The sequence below is a fragment of the Streptomyces sp. AM25 genome, assembly GCF_058146165.1.
Genome location: NZ_JBKIWN010000138.1, coordinates 18926 through 34817 on the forward strand (window position 1 = coordinate 18926; position 15892 = coordinate 34817).

The 15892-nt window shown below is 68.0% G+C and carries 25 protein-coding genes, 2 tRNA genes and 3 pseudogenes; 21 read left to right on the forward strand and 9 right to left on the reverse strand.

Annotated features, from left to right (window positions below):
* From ACLHRZ_RS39780 to ACLHRZ_RS39805, 6 genes and pseudogenes are all read right to left on the reverse strand, one after another.
* Complete coding sequence (locus tag ACLHRZ_RS39780) at positions 1-360, reverse strand: hypothetical protein (RefSeq protein ID WP_490423490.1); 360 nt, start codon at positions 358-360, stop codon at positions 1-3.
* Positions 360-989, reverse strand: a complete 630-nt coding sequence (locus tag ACLHRZ_RS39785; protein ID WP_490423491.1) for a DUF6232 family protein — start codon at positions 987-989, stop codon at positions 360-362. The genes ACLHRZ_RS39780 and ACLHRZ_RS39785 overlap by 1 nt, the downstream gene beginning before the upstream one ends.
* A gap of 216 nt (positions 990-1205) precedes the next feature.
* Positions 1206-1290 (reverse strand) — tRNA-Ser (locus tag ACLHRZ_RS39790).
* 694 nt (positions 1291-1984) lie between these two features.
* Positions 1985-2440 (reverse strand): NUDIX hydrolase, encoded by a 456-nt coding sequence (locus ACLHRZ_RS39795; protein WP_490423652.1) that lies wholly within the window; start codon positions 2438-2440, stop codon positions 1985-1987.
* Between the two features lie 15 nt (positions 2441-2455).
* A pseudogene (locus ACLHRZ_RS39800) lies at positions 2456-2668 on the reverse strand (GntR family transcriptional regulator); the annotation flags it as partial.
* A 143-nt stretch (positions 2669-2811) separates the two neighbouring features.
* Positions 2812-3270 carry a transcriptional regulator gene (locus ACLHRZ_RS39805; RefSeq protein ID WP_490423662.1) on the reverse strand — a complete coding sequence of 153 codons (459 nt, stop codon included), beginning with the start codon at positions 3268-3270 and terminating at the stop codon, positions 2812-2814.
* A 93-nt stretch (positions 3271-3363) separates the two neighbouring features.
* Here ACLHRZ_RS39805 and ACLHRZ_RS39810 point away from each other — a divergent pair, with 93 nt between their 5' ends.
* Positions 3364-3891: a hypothetical protein gene (locus ACLHRZ_RS39810; protein ID WP_490423663.1), complete on the forward strand. Its 528-nt coding sequence runs from the start codon at positions 3364-3366 to the stop codon at positions 3889-3891.
* A gap of 12 nt (positions 3892-3903) precedes the next feature.
* Here the strand turns inward: ACLHRZ_RS39810 and ACLHRZ_RS39815 are convergent.
* A pseudogene (locus ACLHRZ_RS39815) lies at positions 3904-3978 on the reverse strand (hypothetical protein); the annotation flags it as partial.
* A 59-nt stretch (positions 3979-4037) separates the two neighbouring features.
* Positions 4038-4358 (reverse strand): putative quinol monooxygenase, encoded by a 321-nt coding sequence (locus tag ACLHRZ_RS39820; protein ID WP_490423492.1) that lies wholly within the window; start codon positions 4356-4358, stop codon positions 4038-4040.
* 172 nt (positions 4359-4530) lie between these two features.
* Between ACLHRZ_RS39820 and ACLHRZ_RS39825 the strand changes: the two genes are divergently transcribed.
* The 20 genes and pseudogenes from ACLHRZ_RS39825 to ACLHRZ_RS39920 all read left to right on the forward strand — a co-directional run bounded on the left by ACLHRZ_RS39825 (position 4531) and on the right by ACLHRZ_RS39920 (position 15683).
* The gene (locus ACLHRZ_RS39825) at positions 4531-4887 is read left to right on the forward strand and encodes an SCO3933 family regulatory protein (protein WP_490423493.1); all 357 of its coding nucleotides are present in this window, start codon (positions 4531-4533) and stop codon (positions 4885-4887) included.
* 2 nt (positions 4888-4889) lie between these two features.
* Entirely contained in the window at positions 4890-5855 is a 966-nt protein-coding gene (locus ACLHRZ_RS39830; protein WP_490423494.1) for an FtsK/SpoIIIE domain-containing protein, read from the forward strand.
* Between the two features lie 84 nt (positions 5856-5939).
* On the forward strand, positions 5940-7643 hold the full coding sequence (locus ACLHRZ_RS39835; RefSeq protein WP_490423495.1) for an IS1634 family transposase: 1704 nt from the start codon (positions 5940-5942) through the stop codon (positions 7641-7643).
* 115 nt (positions 7644-7758) lie between these two features.
* A pseudogene (locus tag ACLHRZ_RS39840) lies at positions 7759-8226 on the forward strand (plasmid transfer protein); the annotation flags it as partial.
* A gap of 90 nt (positions 8227-8316) precedes the next feature.
* Positions 8317-8523, forward strand: coding sequence for a hypothetical protein (locus ACLHRZ_RS39845; RefSeq protein ID WP_490423496.1), 207 nt, complete (start codon positions 8317-8319; stop codon positions 8521-8523).
* A 5-nt stretch (positions 8524-8528) separates the two neighbouring features.
* Positions 8529-8729, forward strand: coding sequence for a hypothetical protein (locus tag ACLHRZ_RS39850; RefSeq protein WP_490423497.1), 201 nt, complete (start codon positions 8529-8531; stop codon positions 8727-8729).
* An 18-nt stretch (positions 8730-8747) separates the two neighbouring features.
* Complete coding sequence (locus ACLHRZ_RS39855; protein ID WP_490423498.1) at positions 8748-8939, forward strand: hypothetical protein; 192 nt, start codon at positions 8748-8750, stop codon at positions 8937-8939.
* On the forward strand, positions 8936-9127 hold the full coding sequence (locus ACLHRZ_RS39860; RefSeq protein WP_490423499.1) for a hypothetical protein: 192 nt from the start codon (positions 8936-8938) through the stop codon (positions 9125-9127). Before ACLHRZ_RS39855 ends, ACLHRZ_RS39860 begins: the two co-directional genes overlap by 4 nt.
* Positions 9128-9208: 81 nt before the next feature.
* Positions 9209-9868 (forward strand): DUF2637 domain-containing protein, encoded by a 660-nt coding sequence (locus ACLHRZ_RS39865; protein WP_490423500.1) that lies wholly within the window; start codon positions 9209-9211, stop codon positions 9866-9868.
* A gap of 23 nt (positions 9869-9891) precedes the next feature.
* On the forward strand, positions 9892-10086 hold the full coding sequence (locus ACLHRZ_RS39870) for a mobile element transfer protein (protein ID WP_490423501.1): 195 nt from the start codon (positions 9892-9894) through the stop codon (positions 10084-10086).
* 16 nt (positions 10087-10102) lie between these two features.
* Positions 10103-10258, forward strand: a complete 156-nt coding sequence (locus ACLHRZ_RS39875; RefSeq protein ID WP_490423502.1) for a hypothetical protein — start codon at positions 10103-10105, stop codon at positions 10256-10258.
* A 25-nt stretch (positions 10259-10283) separates the two neighbouring features.
* Complete coding sequence (locus ACLHRZ_RS39880; RefSeq protein ID WP_490423503.1) at positions 10284-10598, forward strand: SpdD-like protein; 315 nt, start codon at positions 10284-10286, stop codon at positions 10596-10598.
* Position 10599: 1 nt separating this feature from the next.
* Complete coding sequence (locus ACLHRZ_RS39885) at positions 10600-10785, forward strand: hypothetical protein (protein WP_490423504.1); 186 nt, start codon at positions 10600-10602, stop codon at positions 10783-10785.
* Between the two features lie 94 nt (positions 10786-10879).
* Entirely contained in the window at positions 10880-11080 is a 201-nt protein-coding gene (locus ACLHRZ_RS39890) for a hypothetical protein (RefSeq protein WP_490423505.1), read from the forward strand.
* Positions 11074-12525: a DNA cytosine methyltransferase gene (locus ACLHRZ_RS39895; protein ID WP_490423506.1), complete on the forward strand. Its 1452-nt coding sequence runs from the start codon at positions 11074-11076 to the stop codon at positions 12523-12525. The genes ACLHRZ_RS39890 and ACLHRZ_RS39895 overlap by 7 nt, the downstream gene beginning before the upstream one ends.
* On the forward strand, positions 12522-12689 hold the full coding sequence (locus tag ACLHRZ_RS39900) for a hypothetical protein (protein WP_490423507.1): 168 nt from the start codon (positions 12522-12524) through the stop codon (positions 12687-12689). Before ACLHRZ_RS39895 ends, ACLHRZ_RS39900 begins: the two co-directional genes overlap by 4 nt.
* A 2-nt stretch (positions 12690-12691) precedes the next feature.
* The gene (locus ACLHRZ_RS39905; protein ID WP_490423508.1) at positions 12692-12955 is read left to right on the forward strand and encodes a hypothetical protein; all 264 of its coding nucleotides are present in this window, start codon (positions 12692-12694) and stop codon (positions 12953-12955) included.
* Positions 12955-14340 carry a replication initiator protein RepSA gene (gene repSA, locus ACLHRZ_RS39910; protein ID WP_490423509.1) on the forward strand — a complete coding sequence of 462 codons (1386 nt, stop codon included), beginning with the start codon at positions 12955-12957 and terminating at the stop codon, positions 14338-14340. The genes ACLHRZ_RS39905 and repSA overlap by 1 nt, the downstream gene beginning before the upstream one ends.
* A gap of 3 nt (positions 14341-14343) precedes the next feature.
* Positions 14344-14553: an excisionase family DNA-binding protein gene (locus tag ACLHRZ_RS39915; protein ID WP_490423510.1), complete on the forward strand. Its 210-nt coding sequence runs from the start codon at positions 14344-14346 to the stop codon at positions 14551-14553.
* Positions 14553-15683 carry a tyrosine-type recombinase/integrase gene (locus tag ACLHRZ_RS39920; protein WP_490423511.1) on the forward strand — a complete coding sequence of 377 codons (1131 nt, stop codon included), beginning with the start codon at positions 14553-14555 and terminating at the stop codon, positions 15681-15683. The genes ACLHRZ_RS39915 and ACLHRZ_RS39920 overlap by 1 nt, the downstream gene beginning before the upstream one ends.
* 90 nt (positions 15684-15773) lie before the next feature.
* On the opposite strand, the gene ACLHRZ_RS39925 is transcribed toward ACLHRZ_RS39920, so the two are convergent.
* Positions 15774-15846, reverse strand: a tRNA-Arg gene (locus tag ACLHRZ_RS39925).
* Positions 15847-15892 lie beyond the last annotated feature (46 nt).

Here is a 15892-nt window from a genome sequence, read left to right on the forward strand (position 1 = left end):
CTACTGCGTGCCCAGCAGGTCCAGGATTCTGTTGACCGCCTCGAGGACCGGCTGCCCGACCGTGCCGACGGTGGCGGCGATGCCCGCGACGGCCAGCAGGGCACGGTGCCGCTCCTGCGGCTGCGCACCGGCGTCGGCGGTGACGCCCGGCAGGGAGTCGTCCAGTGCCTGGGCACTCGCGGCCGGGAGCCTGTCACGGAGCCCGTCCACCAGCTGCAGGAGCTCCTGGACCGCCGCCTGGAGAGCGGGGGACGCGGCCGACGGATCGGCGGCCGGCGCCTGGTTCTTGACGATGCCGGTGTTGCCCGTGCCGCCGTGCATGGTGACGCTGTCGCCGAAGTAGAAGGTGTCGCCGCTCATCAACTCGCCATTCCCACGTTGCCGTTGCCGCCGTACATGTTGACGTTGTCGCCGAAGTAGTAATTCTTCGGGCTGATCGTGATGCTGTCCACCTTCACCTGGAACTCGGTCTCGGGGTTCTCGATCGCGTGGGCGATGTAGCCGACGAGCTGGTTCAGGTGCTGCGGGTTGTCACTGGTGACCACCGCCGTCGACGGGCCCGCCGTCTCGACGGCCAGCACGTAGTGCGACTGGGCCGTCAGGACCGACAGCAGGACCGCGCAGAAGTAGATCAACGTCGCGATGGCGCCGACCCAGACGAAGACGAGGATCCCGCCGCCCGCGTTCCGGCTCGCGAAGGACGCCATGCCGCCGAGGACGGTCAGGGCGATCGCCACGGAGAGCGTGATCCCGGCGTTCTTCAGGAAGTTGGCGACGGCTTCCTTGCGCTTGGGGTGCAGCGTGAACGTGTACACCCGCGCGATGTTCTGCAGGGGATACGCGGCGCTGTCCACCCACAGCAGCCGCTTGCTGACCCGCAGATCGATACTGCGGACGGGCCGCGGGGGCAGCGAAGGCATGGGCGGGGCGGCCTGCGGGGCACTCTGCGGGGCACCTTGCGGCCCGCCCGTCGGATCTGTCGTCTGCACGTGCCGTCCGTCCCCCCGGGGCCTGGGCCCGATGTCCCGTGACTGAGTGGACACCATTAACCACGGGGTGGGTTGGGAGTGCAAGTGGGGATGGACGTGAAGTGTGTTGCTGCTGGGGAGAGTTGAAGCGGCTGCCGGCGGGAACCGGACCGGTGGAACGGAGAAGGCCCAGGACGGAAGAATTTCCGGCCTGGGCCTTCGCGCCGACGGCGCCGGTGCCCCCGGGCAGATTCGAACTGCCGACACCCGCTTTAGGAGAGCGGCAGGGGATCAGTACGGCTGACCTGCGCATTCACTGGGCAGGGATCGGGCTGGAGCTTGAGCCGCTGTGTGCCGCGATTCCCCGCTGTTCCCTGCTCGATCTGGCACGGATGTGGCACGACTCACCACGTGCGGCCGGGCGGTCTGCCACGATGGTGGCGAGCTGAGCGGAGCGCCCCTGACGGGCTTAGCCACAGCGCGGTAGCAGCTGGCTCCCCCTCAGCCTAGACCGGGCGGTGCGATCTCCTCACGCTCGTGCATGTGCGACGGCGTGAGTACGGCGCTCGACTCTGCGGTTGCTGCGGTACGCGAACCGGCCCGGCACCGCCCACCTCCCCTCCTAGCCAGCGTGCTTCCGAAATACGCGACGGCGTGAGGGCGGCTCTGCGGGTTTGGCCGGTGTCCTGCCCGGTCTGGGGTCGGGCATGGCCAGGGGGCCGTACGCTTGCTGGCAACTCGGGCAGGCTTCTCCCCTGCCCGCAATGTGTCCGAGTGGCCCCCTGGTCTTGCCCGACGCGGGACCCGGACCGGGGAGGTGGGTAAAGCCGCAGAGCCGCCCGGCCCATCCCGTGGCCGGCTCTTCCTCCCCAGGCTCCGGCCGTGCCGTAACCAGGGCGCGTGTCGGCGCAGGCGCGCGGAGCGGGCCGAAGGCAGGAGCGGCAGCGCGACCGGAGCCGAAAGCGCGCCCGGCGAAGCGGAGCGCAGCCGGGTGCCTTGATGAAGTAGGGAAAGTTCTACCGCGCCAGGATCAAGCGCTTGCCATCGTGGCTCCGTACGTGAGGGCCGTTGCCATCTAGGGCATCGAGAAGGCGGATCGCGAAGACCTCGGACATCCGCTCGCTCACCTCTTCTGGCGTGAGCCAGCCCACCGCGATGGACTCGCTGGACGTGCGCTCGCTACCCCCGGAGGGCTTGCAGCGAAAGACCAGGGCGAGCACTCCGGCGGAAGTGTTCTTGTACACCCCGGTCAGTTGCTGAACTTCGACCGTGATCCCAGTCTCTTCGTAGGCTTCGCGACGGACGCCTGCCTCGGGGGCTTCGTGGATCTCTAGTACGCCACCCGGAGGCTCCCACGCTTTGTTGTCCGCTCGCTGTACCACCAGCATGCGGCCATCGTCCCGGACCACAGCCCCTGCCACCGAGACGGAGTGAAGGAGCGTGGACCGGGTGCTGATCCGGTTGCTATCCATAGAGACAAAGACTCCCCGGCCATGCTCGGCGATCACGAGTCCCTGTTCAGAGAGAAGACGGATGGCTTCGCGTGCTGTGTTACGAGCGGTGCCGTACTGCTGAGCAAGCATCCGTTCGGAGGGAAGCTTCTGGCCCGGCCCAAGGATCCCGTCCAAGATCTGGCCCCGCAGGTCATTGGCGATGCGCTTACTCGGGAGCACCTTTTGCCCGCCACCTGGGGTCACCATGCGGGTCAGAGTACAGCTGTCCCAGGTGAGTTACCCAGCGGCGAGCCTCCTGTTGCCTGCTCGCTGGACCGCCGGAACACGCCCGTCGTCCTGGACGGCTGCCCCGACCATTGGCATGGGGTGCAGGGGTACAGCCTGAGGGATCACAGGACGCCCGTTCGTTCGGCTAGCCTGGCGAGCTGCTCAGGAACGCGGTTGCCCGAGAGCTGCACCAACTCTTGTACTACTTCACGGACTAGGTGGTGGGCGCGGATGTGTTCTTGCGTGAGCTCTTCCGCTTTGATCAGCGCGGATACCGCCTCGCCGACGTGACGTCGTTGCGCATGTGCTCGTGCCACGTCAACCAGGAACCGCGATTGGCGCTCCGCAGAGAGTGACGATGCATCGATCTTGGCTGCAAGGTCTAGTGCAAACCCTGCGTCTCCAAGATCAATCGCTGTGCTTACTGCGTGCAACTCGACGTTAGTTGGGCCAAACTCGGTGTCGAAGTCATTCCGATCCCCACCCAGACGCTTCGCGATCTTCCGCGCTTCCTGGATGTGCTCGTGCGTCGCCGCCCGGTTGCTGTCTTGGGCGTTGATGACGGAGAGCACCAAGTGCATTGCCCCTAGGAGAGACAACTCTTCGAGTGGAGCATCTGGTGCTTCGCACCGCGGTGTAAGGACACCAACGGCCGACGAGGCAGCGTGCGTGGCTTGATCGGTCCGCCTCTGGCGAATGAACGCGTGAGCCATGCGGAAGAGGCCGGCTACGACTTCCAAAGGCTGCCCGGCGAGTTCTGCGGCTTGCAATGCTCGATCTGCGGCGACCCAGGCGGCATCAGCCTCGTCTTGGCGCGCGAAGCTTGCCGCGGCGGCTTGGTAGATCCGTGCGCGGAGTGCGTGCAGTTCCGCTTGGGCGGTCATGGGGGCGTGTCGGACTGCCCTCTCAACCTCCGGCAACAAGGTAGACAGCAGCTCGGTGAGTTCTGCGTAGCTGGATGCATGAGCGAGTTGCCAGACCTCGTCGACCTGTGCCCGCAAGTCTGCGACAGCCGGCATGGCCTCTGGCTGCGTTTGATCGAAAAGACTGCCGAGCGCTGGGTGTCCGCTGAGAACGACTCTCACGCCGTCGAGATCATTGCTCTTTGGCTGGTCGTCGGCCTCAGGAACGGCCGCTATCTCGGGCCAAATGTCGTGCTGCGCTACGCCGAGTACATCCGCCAGGGTTTGGCGTACAGGTAGCCGTTCCAGCGGCTGGACGCCGCGCTCGACCTGAGAAACCCAGCTCTCAGACCGCCCCATGGCGGCGGCTAGCTCCCGTTGGCTCATGCCGCGTTGGCGTCGTAGTCCCGAGATGCGGCGCCCAGTTGCTGCACGGTCGGGGTCAGTCACTGATCAACCTCCGCCGAGATCTTTCCCGCGTACGGTGACAGTCGGTCCACCTCGGTGGCGACCACAAACTTCGTTCGCTCTCCCAGGAAGTGCTGTGTGTGCGGCTGGCGTTCGTGCTCTTCGAACGCTGCGTGGTCGGCGTACAGCTCGAAGAACACGCGCTGGTCTGGTGCACCCTCAACCTCGTTGCAGGCGTAGATCAGAGTTCTTGACTCCTTCGCCTGGATGGCGGCCGTGGTCTCTCGGACCAGGGCGTCGAAGCCTGTTGCTCCACCTTCCTTGAGGGTGAAGCGGACAAACAAACCGAATTGCCCCATTCTCGCCTCCTTTGCGGCACCTCCAGGATCCCAGAAGAGCACATTTCCTACCACCCACAGTTTTTCTATTGACCCACAGTTTTTCTGCGACTACCTTCGAACTGTTCCACCCGACAGGTTCGCTCCCGAGCGGCTTGCACGTCCGGGGGCGTCGAGAAGGGAGTCCCCTCTCATGCGTCAGATCCCTGTAGACACTTCCGCGGCCACCGTGATGGTGGCGCAGCCTCCGCAGTCCAAGGTCAAGGACCGTCGTACCGGTGAGCGTGCGATGGATGTTGAGACGGGTGCCCCGCTGTCGACCGTGGACGTGATGTTCGCGGCCAACGGTGAGGTGGAGATCCTGTCCGTGACCGTCCCGGAGACCGGCATCTCGGGTGATCTCGGGATGGGGACCCTGGTGGCTGTGACCGGGTTGGTTGCCCGGCCGTGGGAGAACGAGTTCAACGGCCAGAAGCGGCACGGGATCAGCTTCCGTGCGGTGGCTGTGACCTCGCTCGCCGCCGGTGCCTCGAAGCCGAAGGCAGCCTGACCGTGACTGGGTTAACGGTCGCGGTGCTGGTGGTTGTCGCCGTCGCGGGTCTGCTGCGGTGGCGGTGCCCCGCCTGGTACTGGCTGACCTTCGGGGTCACTCTCGCCGTGCTGCGGGTCCTGGTCCGGTACAGCTCGGTGATGGACGCGTGCCGGCTGACCGTCCCGCCGTCGCGCTGGCGTCTGGCTCTGGCCCGGGTCGCGAACCGTCCCGTTCCTGAATCGCGGGCTCCGCGCATCCTGCGGATGCGTCCCACGCGGACCGGACTGGTCTTACGGCTCAAACTCCAGCCCGGGCAGGACGCCTTCGATGTCTCTGCCGCTACTGACCGGCTGCGTCACTCCTTCGCGATGTACGGAGTGACCTCCCGTGAGGTGCGCTCGGGCGTCGTGGAAGTGCGGATGACCGGCTACGACGTGCTCAAGCGGGTGCAGATGCCCGCCAAGGTCGACTGCGCGCCGATGCGCATCCCGGTCGCTCTGCGCGAGGACGGCGCGGTGCACTACCGCGATTACCGCGCTGTTCCTCACGCACTCACCCTCGGTGCCACGGAGTCCGGCAAGTCCGTCTATCAGCGTAACCTTGTGGCCGAACTCGCCCCGCGGGACGTTGCCTTGGTCGGTATCGACTGCAAGCAGGGGGTTGAGCTCTTCCCGCTGGCCCGCCGGTTCTCCGCGCTGGCCGACAATCCCGACACCGCGGCAGACCTCCTTGACGTGCTGGTCTCCCGCATGGAGGGCATCTATCAACTGATCCGTACTGAACAGCGCATTGCGGCTGACGTGCCAGATGCGGAGATCGCCGCTGACATCTGGGACCTGCCCCCAGAGCTGCGCCCCACTCCGGTCGTGATCCTGGTCGATGAGGTCGCCGAACTTGCCCTGTTCGCCAATACCCGGGTTCCGCAGCTAATCGAGGTTCCGAGGGGAAAGATTCGGGATCATTGCAGGTCAGCGGGTTGCGTCTAGCGGCGGGGGCCGGAAACTCCTAGTGACACGAATGTGCGATCAGAGTGGATTTGGCCTGGTTGAATAGGTGTAGTGTCTAGTGGCATGTATGTGAAGGCTTCGTCTCGTCGGAACAAGAGCGGGCAGACGGTGCGGTATCTGCAGCTGGCCCACAACGAGTGGGACGCGGACGCCGGGCGCTCACGTACGAAGGTGCTGCACTCCTTCGGCCGGGAGAACGAGGTCGACCGCGAGGCCATCAAGCGCCTGGTCGCCGCACTGACGCGGCTCCTCGACCCCGCCGAGGCCCTGGCCGCCACCACGCCGGGCGACCTGTCGCTGACCGGCTCGCGCCCGCTGGGCGGCACCCATGCCCTGGACGGGCTGTGGCACCGGCTCGGACTCGACGCGGTGATCCGCCGCCAACTCGAAGGCCGGCGCCCGGACCCACGCGTGGAACGGGTGTTGTTCGCGCTGGCAGCCAACCGCGCCCTGGCCGCCTCCAGCAAGCTCGCCGCCACCGAGTGGATCACCGACGACGTCCACATCGAGGGCCTCGACACGATCACCGACGACGCCTGCTACCGGGCCATGGACTACCTGCTGACCATCGAGCCGGCCCTGGCCAAGGAGGCGTACTTCCAGCTCACCGACCTCCTCAACCTGGAGGTGGACCTGCTGTTCTTCGACACCACCTCCACCTACTTCGAGACCGAGGACGCCGACGAGGCGGTCGCCCGTGACAGCCACGGCCGACGCCTGCCCGAGGACGCCGATCCCTCGACCGCCGACAAGGAGAGAGGGTTTCGCGTCCACGGGAAGTCCAAGGACTCCCGCGACGACCTGCCCCAGGTCGTCGTCGGCATGGCCGTCACCCGCGAGGGCATCCCCGTGCGCGTGTGGTCCTGGCCCGGCAGCACCGGCGACCAGGCACTGATCCGCCAGGTCCGCGAGGAACTGCGCGAATGGACGCTCTCGCGCGTCGTGTGGGTCGCCGACCGGGGCTTCTCCTCCGCCGAGAACCGTCGCGCCCTCATGCGAGGCGGCGGCGGATACATCATCGGAGAGAAGCTCCGCACCGACAGCCCCGAAGTCCAAGCCGCCCTGTCCCGCCAGGGCCGCTATGCGACCGTGCGCGACAACATGCAGGTCAAAGAGGTCAACATCGGCTCCGACGACCGCTTCGTCATCTGCTTCAACCCCGAACAGGCCACCCGCGACGCCGCGATCCGCACCCAGCTTCTCACCCGACTCGAAGAGGCCATCACCGACACCGACAAGCTGCCCCGCCCCGAACGCGACCGGCTGGCCGGGTCGTTGTCGACCAAGCCGGGACTGAAGCGGTTCCTGAGGCAGACCCCCGGCGGACTGTTGCGCATCGACAAGAAGAAGATCGCCGCCGAGGAACGGCTCGACGGGAAGTACCTCCTGCGCTCCTCCGACCCCAAGCTGAGCGCCGAGGACATCGCTCTGGGATACAAGCAACTTCTTGAGGTGGAACGAGGCTGGAGGGACATGAAGCAGATCATCGACCTCCGACCCGTCTACCACCGGCGCGAGGACCGCATACGCGCCCACGTCGTCCTGTGCTGGCTCGCCCTGCTGCTGATCCGCGTCGCCGAGACCTCCACCGGACAGACCTGGAACCGCCTCCGCAAGGAACTGAACCGCCTGCACGCCGTCAGCTACACCGGCCCGGCCGGCACCTTCCGCCAGGCCACCGACCTCACCAAGCCCCAACGCGACATCTTCACCGCTCTGAACGTCACCCCGCCCAAGAAGATCATCGACCTGACCGCAGGCCGCTGACCAGGCACTACCCCCACGCCTAGTGACACGCCTCCCCGGCGTGCTCACAGGCATTTCCACAGGTCAACCCACCTTTTCGTGTCCTAGCCGACACAGCTAACTGCGGAACTCAGGCAATAAGGAGGAGGAAAAGCGCCGGGACCGGATCATCACCGCAATGGTCCGCCTCGTCCAGCTCGGCCGCGCCGCCGGGATCTACCTGGAGATCTGCGGACAGCGCTTCGGCTCCGAACTCGGCAAGGGCATCACGATGCTGCGTGCCCAGCTGACCGGGCGGACCGCACACCGGGTCAACGACGAATCAAGCGCCAAGATGGCCTTCGGCGACATCGCCCCGGACGCTGTCCTCGCCGCCATCCAGATCCCCGCCGACACCCCCGGCATCGCCATCGCCGCTGATGCAACCGGCGGTTGGGCCCGCATCCGCGCCCCGCACACCTCGCTGCGCCAGGCCGTGAACGTCTGCAACCGGCACGCGAGCCTGACCCCGGACCTGCCCGAACTCGCCTGCTTCCGGCCCGTGCTGCCTCAACCGGCCAAGGAGCCGGCCCCGGCAGTCGAGAACGTTCCGGCCTCGGTCTGACCCACCTTGCTCCATCGGTCGGCGTGACCGTGTCGCGCCAGGTCCCTACCCATTCCATGCCCGAAACCGAACCGATCAAGGAGGAAGACCATGTTCAACCGCCAGCAGAAGGACGACGGAGCGCGCAGCCACCGCCTGTTGCAGTCCGCGCAGGATCTCTACGACTATGCGGAGCACGACTCGTCCGAGGAAGAGTTCGCCGCCACGATCTACGGCTCGATGAAGGCACAGATCCGCGCCGAGATCGCCGGTACGTACCCGCCGAAGGGCCACGGTTACCCCCGCGAGGGCCGGTGACCGCCATGTCACACGACCGTGACCCGCAGACAGCGGATGAGCACCGGTATTTCCACCTGACCTATCACGTCAGTGAGTACACGTGTGATCCGGACCATGACCCGGAATTCGCCGCCGTCCTCTACGCGGCCACTCTCGCCGAGATCGATGTCCGGGAGCGCGGGATGTACCCGCCCGACGGGCACGGCTACCCCTCAACTCATTGACGCGACAAGGAGGCAGACATGAAGCACTGGAAGTTCGAGATCGCCATCCTGACGAGCATAGGGATCTACACCTTCGACGGCGATTCGTTTGCCGAAGACGAAGCCGGACCCGAATACCTGGCCCGGGAAGCCCTGGCGGAAATCGCCCGCAAGCGTCCGGATCTGCACGGCGGCAAGGTCATTCACTGCCGCTACATCCAGGTCCGGTGAGCGCTGTGACCCCGCGGAAGACCACTGCCCGCACGCCCCGGGCGAAGAAGTGCCCGGACTGCAAGGGCACCGGCGAGATCACCGAGTCCGTCCGCGTCGGCCGCGCCCGCACAGGCCGGGAGACCGCCGACCGGCAGGCCGCTTTGTGCCTGGCCTGCCTTGGCACGGGCCAAGCGCCCACCGGCTGAACCGCCGCCGGGCCGGGGCGGCCGGTGTCTCGCGACCGCCCCGGCCCGGTCCCAACCCCGCGATGCGAAGGAGGTGAAGACATGAGCCGCACGATCCGACTGGACGCCGTCCTCGTCCAAGCCGTCATTGCTGGCGCCTTGTCCTTCGCCCACCTGCACGACCTTGCCGCCGCTGCCGGGCAGTCCGGCTGGAAGGCCTGGGCCTATCCGGTAAGCGTCGACCTGCTCTTGGTCGCCGCGTGGCGACTCCTGCGGGCGGGCGGTACCTCGCGGCTGGCGTGGTGCTGGTTCCTGATCGCCTTGGTGGCCTCGCTCGGAGCCAATGTGGCCACGGCCGGGTTCCTCGATCTGGCGCACCCTCCGGCGTGGCTGCGGTTCGGCGTCGCTGGATGGCCCGCCCTCGCCTTCCTCGGCGGCACTCTCCTGACCCACACCCCGGACCCGGCCGGGGACCAGGTGACTGCTCCGGCGGCGCCCGCAGCCCCGGCCCCCGAAGTGGATGCCGTCGAGCCGGATGCCGCCCTGGAGCCTGAGCCGATCAGCGTCACCACTGAGGATGCCCCGGCCTTGCCTGCCGCGGACACGGCGCCTGCGGTGTCTGCCGGGCTGGTCGCTCATGCCCGCAAGGTCGCCGACGACCATCACGCCCGTACCGGCACCCGGATCGACACCGAGACCCTGCGCGCCCGCCTCGGAGTTCCGGCCCCGATGGCCGACGCGATCGCCGCCCAACTCACCTGATCCGAAAGGAGGGTTCACCTGTCATGACTGCTCGTGACTACTTCCACTCGCTGTTGCGGATCGGCCCGGTGCAGATCGGCACGCACCGCGACCGGAACGGCCGCACCAAGCACACCGCGGTGTGCACCAACGACCAGTGCGGCTGGTCCGCCGACTACTCCAGCCAGGCCGCCGCCCAGCTCGCCGCCCGCACTCACCACTGCCGCCTGACCGACTGACGGAAGAGGCCCCGCCGTGACTGTCCCGCTCTGGCTCGCCCTGGTCGTCGTCGGCTACCTCGGCATCAAGCTCGTCCGCCCGCCCGCCTGGCTCGTGGCCGTGCTCCTCCTGGGCGGCTACCTCCTCGCCCACAGCCTCGTCGCCCCGGCCATCGGGACCGTCGTCAAGTAACCCGCCCCGGAAGGGAGTAACCGCTGTGCTTCAGCCGAAGATCCCGACCAACCCCATGCCGACAGGCATGGTCGCCCCGCCCCGCGTCGCCGAGCCGGCCGTTGTCGAACAGCACACCCCTGTTCCGGTGCCCGCGCCGGTGGCCCCGGTGCCGTCCCGGCCCACGGTGCAGCTCACCCCCGGCGCCCTGCTCGCCGTCATCGGCGGCGGCACCGCCGTGGTCCTGGTCGTCGGGGCTGTCCTGGTCTCGATGCTCCTCGCGGTCGCCATCACCGCCGCCTCGGTCGCGGTGTGCGCGCTCGTCGTCCGCGCTCTCCTCAACAACCAGAAAGGTCACTGATATGGGCATCTTCAGCAAGCGTCCCGCCGCAGACCCCGTCCAGCAGGACCGGGAGCTTCAGCAGGCCAAGCGCGAAGGCGCGCGGCTGCGGAAGGAAGCAGCCGAGAGGATCAACGACGGCACTGCCACGCGCAAGGACAAGCGCGTCTTCAATGCCGGACGCACGCGCGCCGGTCGCACCAAGTAACACCCTCCGGGGCGGCCTCGGTCGCCAAACTTCCGCCGCCCCGGACGGTCCCACCTCTTCCAGATCCAACGGACCCGAAAGGCAGAGCTCCATCATGCCCCAGCACATCCACGCCCGCTTACGCCCTTGCCCGGACTGCAACGGTTTCGCCTCCGTCGCCATCACCCTCGGCGGACGCGACACCCACGGCCACCTGCGCACCATCACCGCACACTGCCCGGCCTGTCACGGCACCGGCACCCAGTCCCGGCGCCCTTCCGCTCCGATCCGCAGCAAGGCAGGTGCGCCGTGCTGACCTACATCGACTTCTTCTGCGGCGCAGGCGGTTCCTCCTCCGGTGCTGCCGCGGTCCCCGGTGTGCAGCCGGTGCTTGCCGCGAACCACTGGGAGCGGGCGATCACTTCGCATGCGGCGAACTTCCCCGACGCGGAGCACTTCACCGGTGATCTGCACGACGCGGACGTCGCCCGCTTCCCGGCCGCGGATCTGTTCTGGGCCTCGCCGGAGTGCCCGCAGTGGTCCAACGCCCGCGGCAGGCACCGGGACTTCGACAAGCAGCCCGATCTCTTCGGCGAGACCCTGCCCGATGCTGCGGCCGACCGTTCCCGTGCCCTGATGTGGGACGTGCCCCGCTACCTGGACAGCACCCTGCGCCGCGGCCGACCGGTCCTGGCCGGAGTGGTCGAGAACGTCATCGACGTCCGCGCGTGGGACCTGTGGCAGAGCTGGCGCACGGAGATCCGCAATCTCGGCTACGACACCCGGTTGATCGCGCTGAATTCCATGCACGCCTGCCCGGTCACCACCGCGTGGGCACCGCAGTCCCGTGACCGGCTCTACCTCGCCTACTGGCGTCGCAGCCTGGGCCGTACCCCGGAGTGGGACAAGTGGCTGCGGCCCCGGGCCTGGTGCCCGGTCTGCGAGGAGACCGTCTCCGCGGTGCAGGCGTTCAAGAACCCCCGCCGGGACATGGGCCGTTACCGGCAGCAGTATCTCTACCGCTGCCCCCGCGTCTCCTGCCGGAACACGGTCCTTGAGCCCGAGGCGCAGCCGGCTGCCGCGGTCATCGACTGGATGTTGCCCGCGGAGCGCATCGGCGACCGCACCAAGCCTCTCGCTGCGGCCACCGTTGACCGCATCCGCGCCGGACTGGCCAAGTACCCGGTCCCGCAGGCGCCCGCGCTGCTGGTCCCGGTGGAAGGCCGCGACGGCAAGCAGGCCGCCCCCGCCACCGCTCCGATGCGGACGCAGACCGCCCGCAACGAAACCGGCCTCGCCTGGCTGCCCTACCTCATCCCGCTCCGCGGCGGAGGCGACAAGGAACGCACCCGCCCCGTCACCGAAGCACTGACCACGGTCACGGCCTCCGGCAACCACCACGGCCTGGCCATCGGCCCCGGCTTCACGCCCGAGGATGCGGCCCTTCTGGTCCCGTACTACGGCAACGGCACCGCCCGCCGCGTCGCCGAGCCCATCGGCACCCTCTCGACCCGCGACCGCTACGCCCTGATCACCGGCACGTCCGTCACGGTCGAACAGATGCGGTTCCGGATGCTGGAACCGGGCGAGATCGGCCGGGCCATGGCCTTCGCCGACACCTACCGCGTCCTGGGCACCAAGCGCGAGAAGGTCCGCCAGTACGGCAACGCTGTCACCCCGCCCGTCGCCGAAGTCCTCCTCTCCGCGCTCGTCGAAGCCATCACCGCCACCCCGCGCGAACACCAGGAGGTGACCCGGTGACCCTCCTCGACTGGCGCGACGCGAAGCACTACGACCGCTCCGGCGACAAGCCCTGCGTGTGCTGTGGCAAGCCCACACCCCTGCGCTCCGACCGCGGAAAACCCGTCCACAAGGTCTGCGCCGAACGCTGGCTCGACACCCACCCCAGGAAGGAGGAACGGTGACCATGCGCAAGCCCACCCGCGACAACCCCGGCCTGCACATCTACGCCCCCGCCGGTGACGAGCGCTCGCCCGAATACCCGTCCAGCGCCAGCGGAATGGAGCTCACCAACCACGTTCCCGAAGACCGCGGCGACACCCCGCGCGCCTCCTACGCCTGCCGCTGCGGCAAGAAGGCCGAAGCCACCGGAGCAGGACAGGTCCAGGGACTGGTCAAGAGCTGGAACGACCACGGCAAGACCTGCCCGGACAAGAGCCGGGGGCATTGATGGCCGGTCCCGCGGTCTTCGCGGGGCTGGACCCGGTCACCCTCGGCGATCTGCTGAGGGTGGCCTCCGCCCCCGACTACCACCGATGGCACGAGCAGATCCGCCGAACCGGCGGATGTGCCGACCCCGTCCACCTCACCGGCTGGACCGTAACCCGGGACAAGACCACCGGAGAAGCGCTCCACCGCTACACCACGCAGAACGAACCCGGCGGCCGGCTGCGGATCGCCTGCGGCAACCGCCGCGCCTCCCGCTGCCCCTCCTGCGCCTGGACCTACGCCGCAGACACCTACCACCTGATCCGTGCCGGGCTCGCCGGAGACGACCGCCGCGACATCCCCGCCACCGTCCGCGACTGCCCCCGCGTCTTCGCCACCCTGACCGCCCCGTCCTTCGGCCCCGTCCACAACCGGCCCGACCGCGGCGCCTGCCGCTGCGGCACCCAGCACACCCCGGACGATCCAGCCCTCGGCACTGCTCTCGACCCGGAGACGTACGACTACGCGGGCGCGGTGCTCTTCAACAACCACGCGGGCCAGTTGTGGCAGCGCTTCACCAACCGGCTCCGCCGCGAGATCGCCAAGCGTGCCGGGATCACCCAACGCACCCTCGCCGACACCGCCCGCCTGTCCTACGCCAAGGTCGCCGAGTTCCAAAAACGCGGTGCCATCCACTTCCACGCCGTCATCCGCCTCGACGGACCCGACGGGCCCGACACCGCGCCGCCGTCTTGGGCGAGCGTCGACCTGCTCACCGACGCGATCCGCGCCGCCAGTCAGCACCCGTACACCTCGGTGTCTGTCCCGGCCTCCGGTAACCAGCCTGCCCGCACGTTCCGTTGGGGCACCCAGCTCGACGTCCGCCCCATCGCGGCGTTCGGCGACGGCTCCGAGATCACCGAACAGGCCGTTGCCTCCTACGTCGCCAAGTACGCCACCAAGGCAGCCGAGAACACCGGAACCCTCGACCGGCGCATCGGCGAACTCGCCGAACTCGACCGCCACGGCGTCCCCGACCACGCCCGCCGACTGATCACCGCCTGCCGTGACCTCGACGAGCTGTACCCGGAACGGCGCCTGTGGGCGTGGGCGCACATGCTCGGTTTCCGCGGCCACTTCTCCACCAAATCCCGCCGCTACTCGGTCACGCTCGGCGCCCTCCGCCAGGCACGCGCCGACTACCGCGCCACCCAGGAACGCGAAGCCCTCGGCCTGGAGGACCACGAACCGGACACCGTGCTCGTCCTCGCCGACTGGCAGTACGCCGGACACGGCCACACCCCCGGCGAATCCACCCTCGCCGCCACCATCGCCGCCGGTATCCGCACCAACCGCGAAACCGCCCGCGAAGCCATGGCGAACAACGACGACCTAGAAAGGTGGTGACCCATGGACCGACTCCTCACCGTGCAGCAGGCTGCCGAGGTGCTCGGCACGACTGTGCGTTTCCCCCGGAGGCTCATCGAAGAACGCCGGATCACCTTCGTGAAGGTGGGTCGGCACGTGCGCATCCCCGAGAGCGTTCTGAAGGACTTCGTCGCCGCCCACACCGTGGAGCCGGTCACGCTCCGGCGCTCTTCGTACGTGAGGGCTGCCTGATGTCGAACAAGCAGGGCAGGCGCCGCCGGTTCGGGTCCGTCCGTCAGCTCAAGTCCGGCCGCTGGCAGGCTCGGTACCGCGACCCCGGTACTGGCCAGTTGCGCGGCGCTGAGGAGACGTACGCCACCAAGACGGACGCGGAGGTAGCACTGACCCACATTGAGGCGGACATCACCCGCGGTCAGTGGGCTGATCCGGACGTGGGCAAGGAGCAGTTCGGCACGTACGCCATCGGGTGGCTCAAGGACCGCAAACTTGCGGCCCGCACCCGTGAGCGGCACGAGGCGGTGATCCGGCTGTACCTGCTGCCCACCTTCGACATGCGGTCGCTGTCCTCGGTCACGACGCGTCAGGTCCGGTCCTGGCGGACGGCTCTGCTCTCCGCGGGCGTTGGGGAACCGACCGTGGTCAAGGCGTACCAGATCATGCGAGCCATCATGAACACGGCCGTTGACGATGAGCTGATCCGGCGGAACCCCTGTCGGATCAAGGGTGCCGACCAGTACGAGGTGCCCGAACGGCCCGTCCTCACCGTTGAGGAGGTGTTCGCCATCGCCGACGCGATCATCCCGCGCTACCGGCTGCTCGTACTCCTCGCCGCCTTCACCGGGCTCCGCTTTGGGGAGCTGGCCTCCCTCCGGTGCCGGGACGTCGACACCGTGAATGCCGGGCTGAGTGTCCGGCGTTCTCAGGCGGAGATGCAGACAGGAGCGCTCGTCGACAAGGCGCCCAAGTCCCGTGCCGGGGTCCGTCCGGTGGCCTTTCCGGCCGAGCTCCTGCCGGACGTGAAACGCCACCTCGACCGCTTCGCCGGCTCAGGCAAGGACGCGCACTTGTTCCTTGGTCCCCGGGGCGGACAGCTGCGGCGGAGCAACTTCCGCGACGACTGGATCACTGCGCGGACCAAGGCGGGCGTCCCGACTGCCGTCCACTTCCACGACCTTCGGCACACCGGGAACACTCTTGCTGCCTCTGGCGCCAGTCTGCGTGAGCTGATGACGAGGATGGGGCACAGTACGCCGCGGGCCGCGCTGATCTATCAGCACATGGTCAACGGCCGTGACCGGGAGATTGCCAACCGGCTTGGTGCAGCGATCCGTAAGACGCGGGGCGACGTGGAACCCACCTAGCAAGGCATCTGGCACGGGTGTGGCACAGCCGCGATCATGCCGAAGGGCCAGTCCAGGGAGATCATGCCTCCGGACTGGCCCTTCGTCGTGTGCCCCCGGGCAGATTCGAACTGCCGACACCCGCTTTAGGAGAGCGGTGCTCTATCCCCTGAGCTACGGAGGCGGGGCAGCCGTCAGTGTAGCGGGTGGGCCAGGCCGGGCGGCAGGTC

Coding starts and splice junctions, on each gene's coding strand:
- ACLHRZ_RS39870 (WP_490423501.1), top strand. CDS start 9,892: ATGACTGCTCGTGACTACTTCCACTCGCTGTTGCGGATCGGCCCGGTG.
- ACLHRZ_RS39920 (WP_490423511.1), top strand. CDS start 14,553: ATGTCGAACAAGCAGGGCAGGCGCCGCCGGTTCGGGTCCGTCCGTCAG.
- ACLHRZ_RS39865 (WP_490423500.1), top strand. CDS start 9,209: ATGAGCCGCACGATCCGACTGGACGCCGTCCTCGTCCAAGCCGTCATT.
- ACLHRZ_RS39820 (WP_490423492.1), bottom strand. CDS start 4,358: ATGGGGCAATTCGGTTTGTTTGTCCGCTTCACCCTCAAGGAAGGTGGA.
- ACLHRZ_RS39885 (WP_490423504.1), top strand. CDS start 10,600: ATGGGCATCTTCAGCAAGCGTCCCGCCGCAGACCCCGTCCAGCAGGAC.
- ACLHRZ_RS39905 (WP_490423508.1), top strand. CDS start 12,692: ATGCGCAAGCCCACCCGCGACAACCCCGGCCTGCACATCTACGCCCCC.
- ACLHRZ_RS39850 (WP_490423497.1), top strand. CDS start 8,529: ATGTCACACGACCGTGACCCGCAGACAGCGGATGAGCACCGGTATTTC.
- ACLHRZ_RS39780 (WP_490423490.1), bottom strand. CDS start 360: ATGAGCGGCGACACCTTCTACTTCGGCGACAGCGTCACCATGCACGGC.
- ACLHRZ_RS39855 (WP_490423498.1), top strand. CDS start 8,748: ATGAAGCACTGGAAGTTCGAGATCGCCATCCTGACGAGCATAGGGATC.
- repSA (WP_490423509.1), top strand. CDS start 12,955: ATGGCCGGTCCCGCGGTCTTCGCGGGGCTGGACCCGGTCACCCTCGGC.
- ACLHRZ_RS39835 (WP_490423495.1), top strand. CDS start 5,940: ATGTATGTGAAGGCTTCGTCTCGTCGGAACAAGAGCGGGCAGACGGTG.
- ACLHRZ_RS39890 (WP_490423505.1), top strand. CDS start 10,880: ATGCCCCAGCACATCCACGCCCGCTTACGCCCTTGCCCGGACTGCAAC.
- ACLHRZ_RS39845 (WP_490423496.1), top strand. CDS start 8,317: ATGTTCAACCGCCAGCAGAAGGACGACGGAGCGCGCAGCCACCGCCTG.
- ACLHRZ_RS39915 (WP_490423510.1), top strand. CDS start 14,344: ATGGACCGACTCCTCACCGTGCAGCAGGCTGCCGAGGTGCTCGGCACG.
- ACLHRZ_RS39805 (WP_490423662.1), bottom strand. CDS start 3,270: ATGCACTTGGTGCTCTCCGTCATCAACGCCCAAGACAGCAACCGGGCG.
- ACLHRZ_RS39795 (WP_490423652.1), bottom strand. CDS start 2,440: ATGGATAGCAACCGGATCAGCACCCGGTCCACGCTCCTTCACTCCGTC.
- ACLHRZ_RS39825 (WP_490423493.1), top strand. CDS start 4,531: ATGCGTCAGATCCCTGTAGACACTTCCGCGGCCACCGTGATGGTGGCG.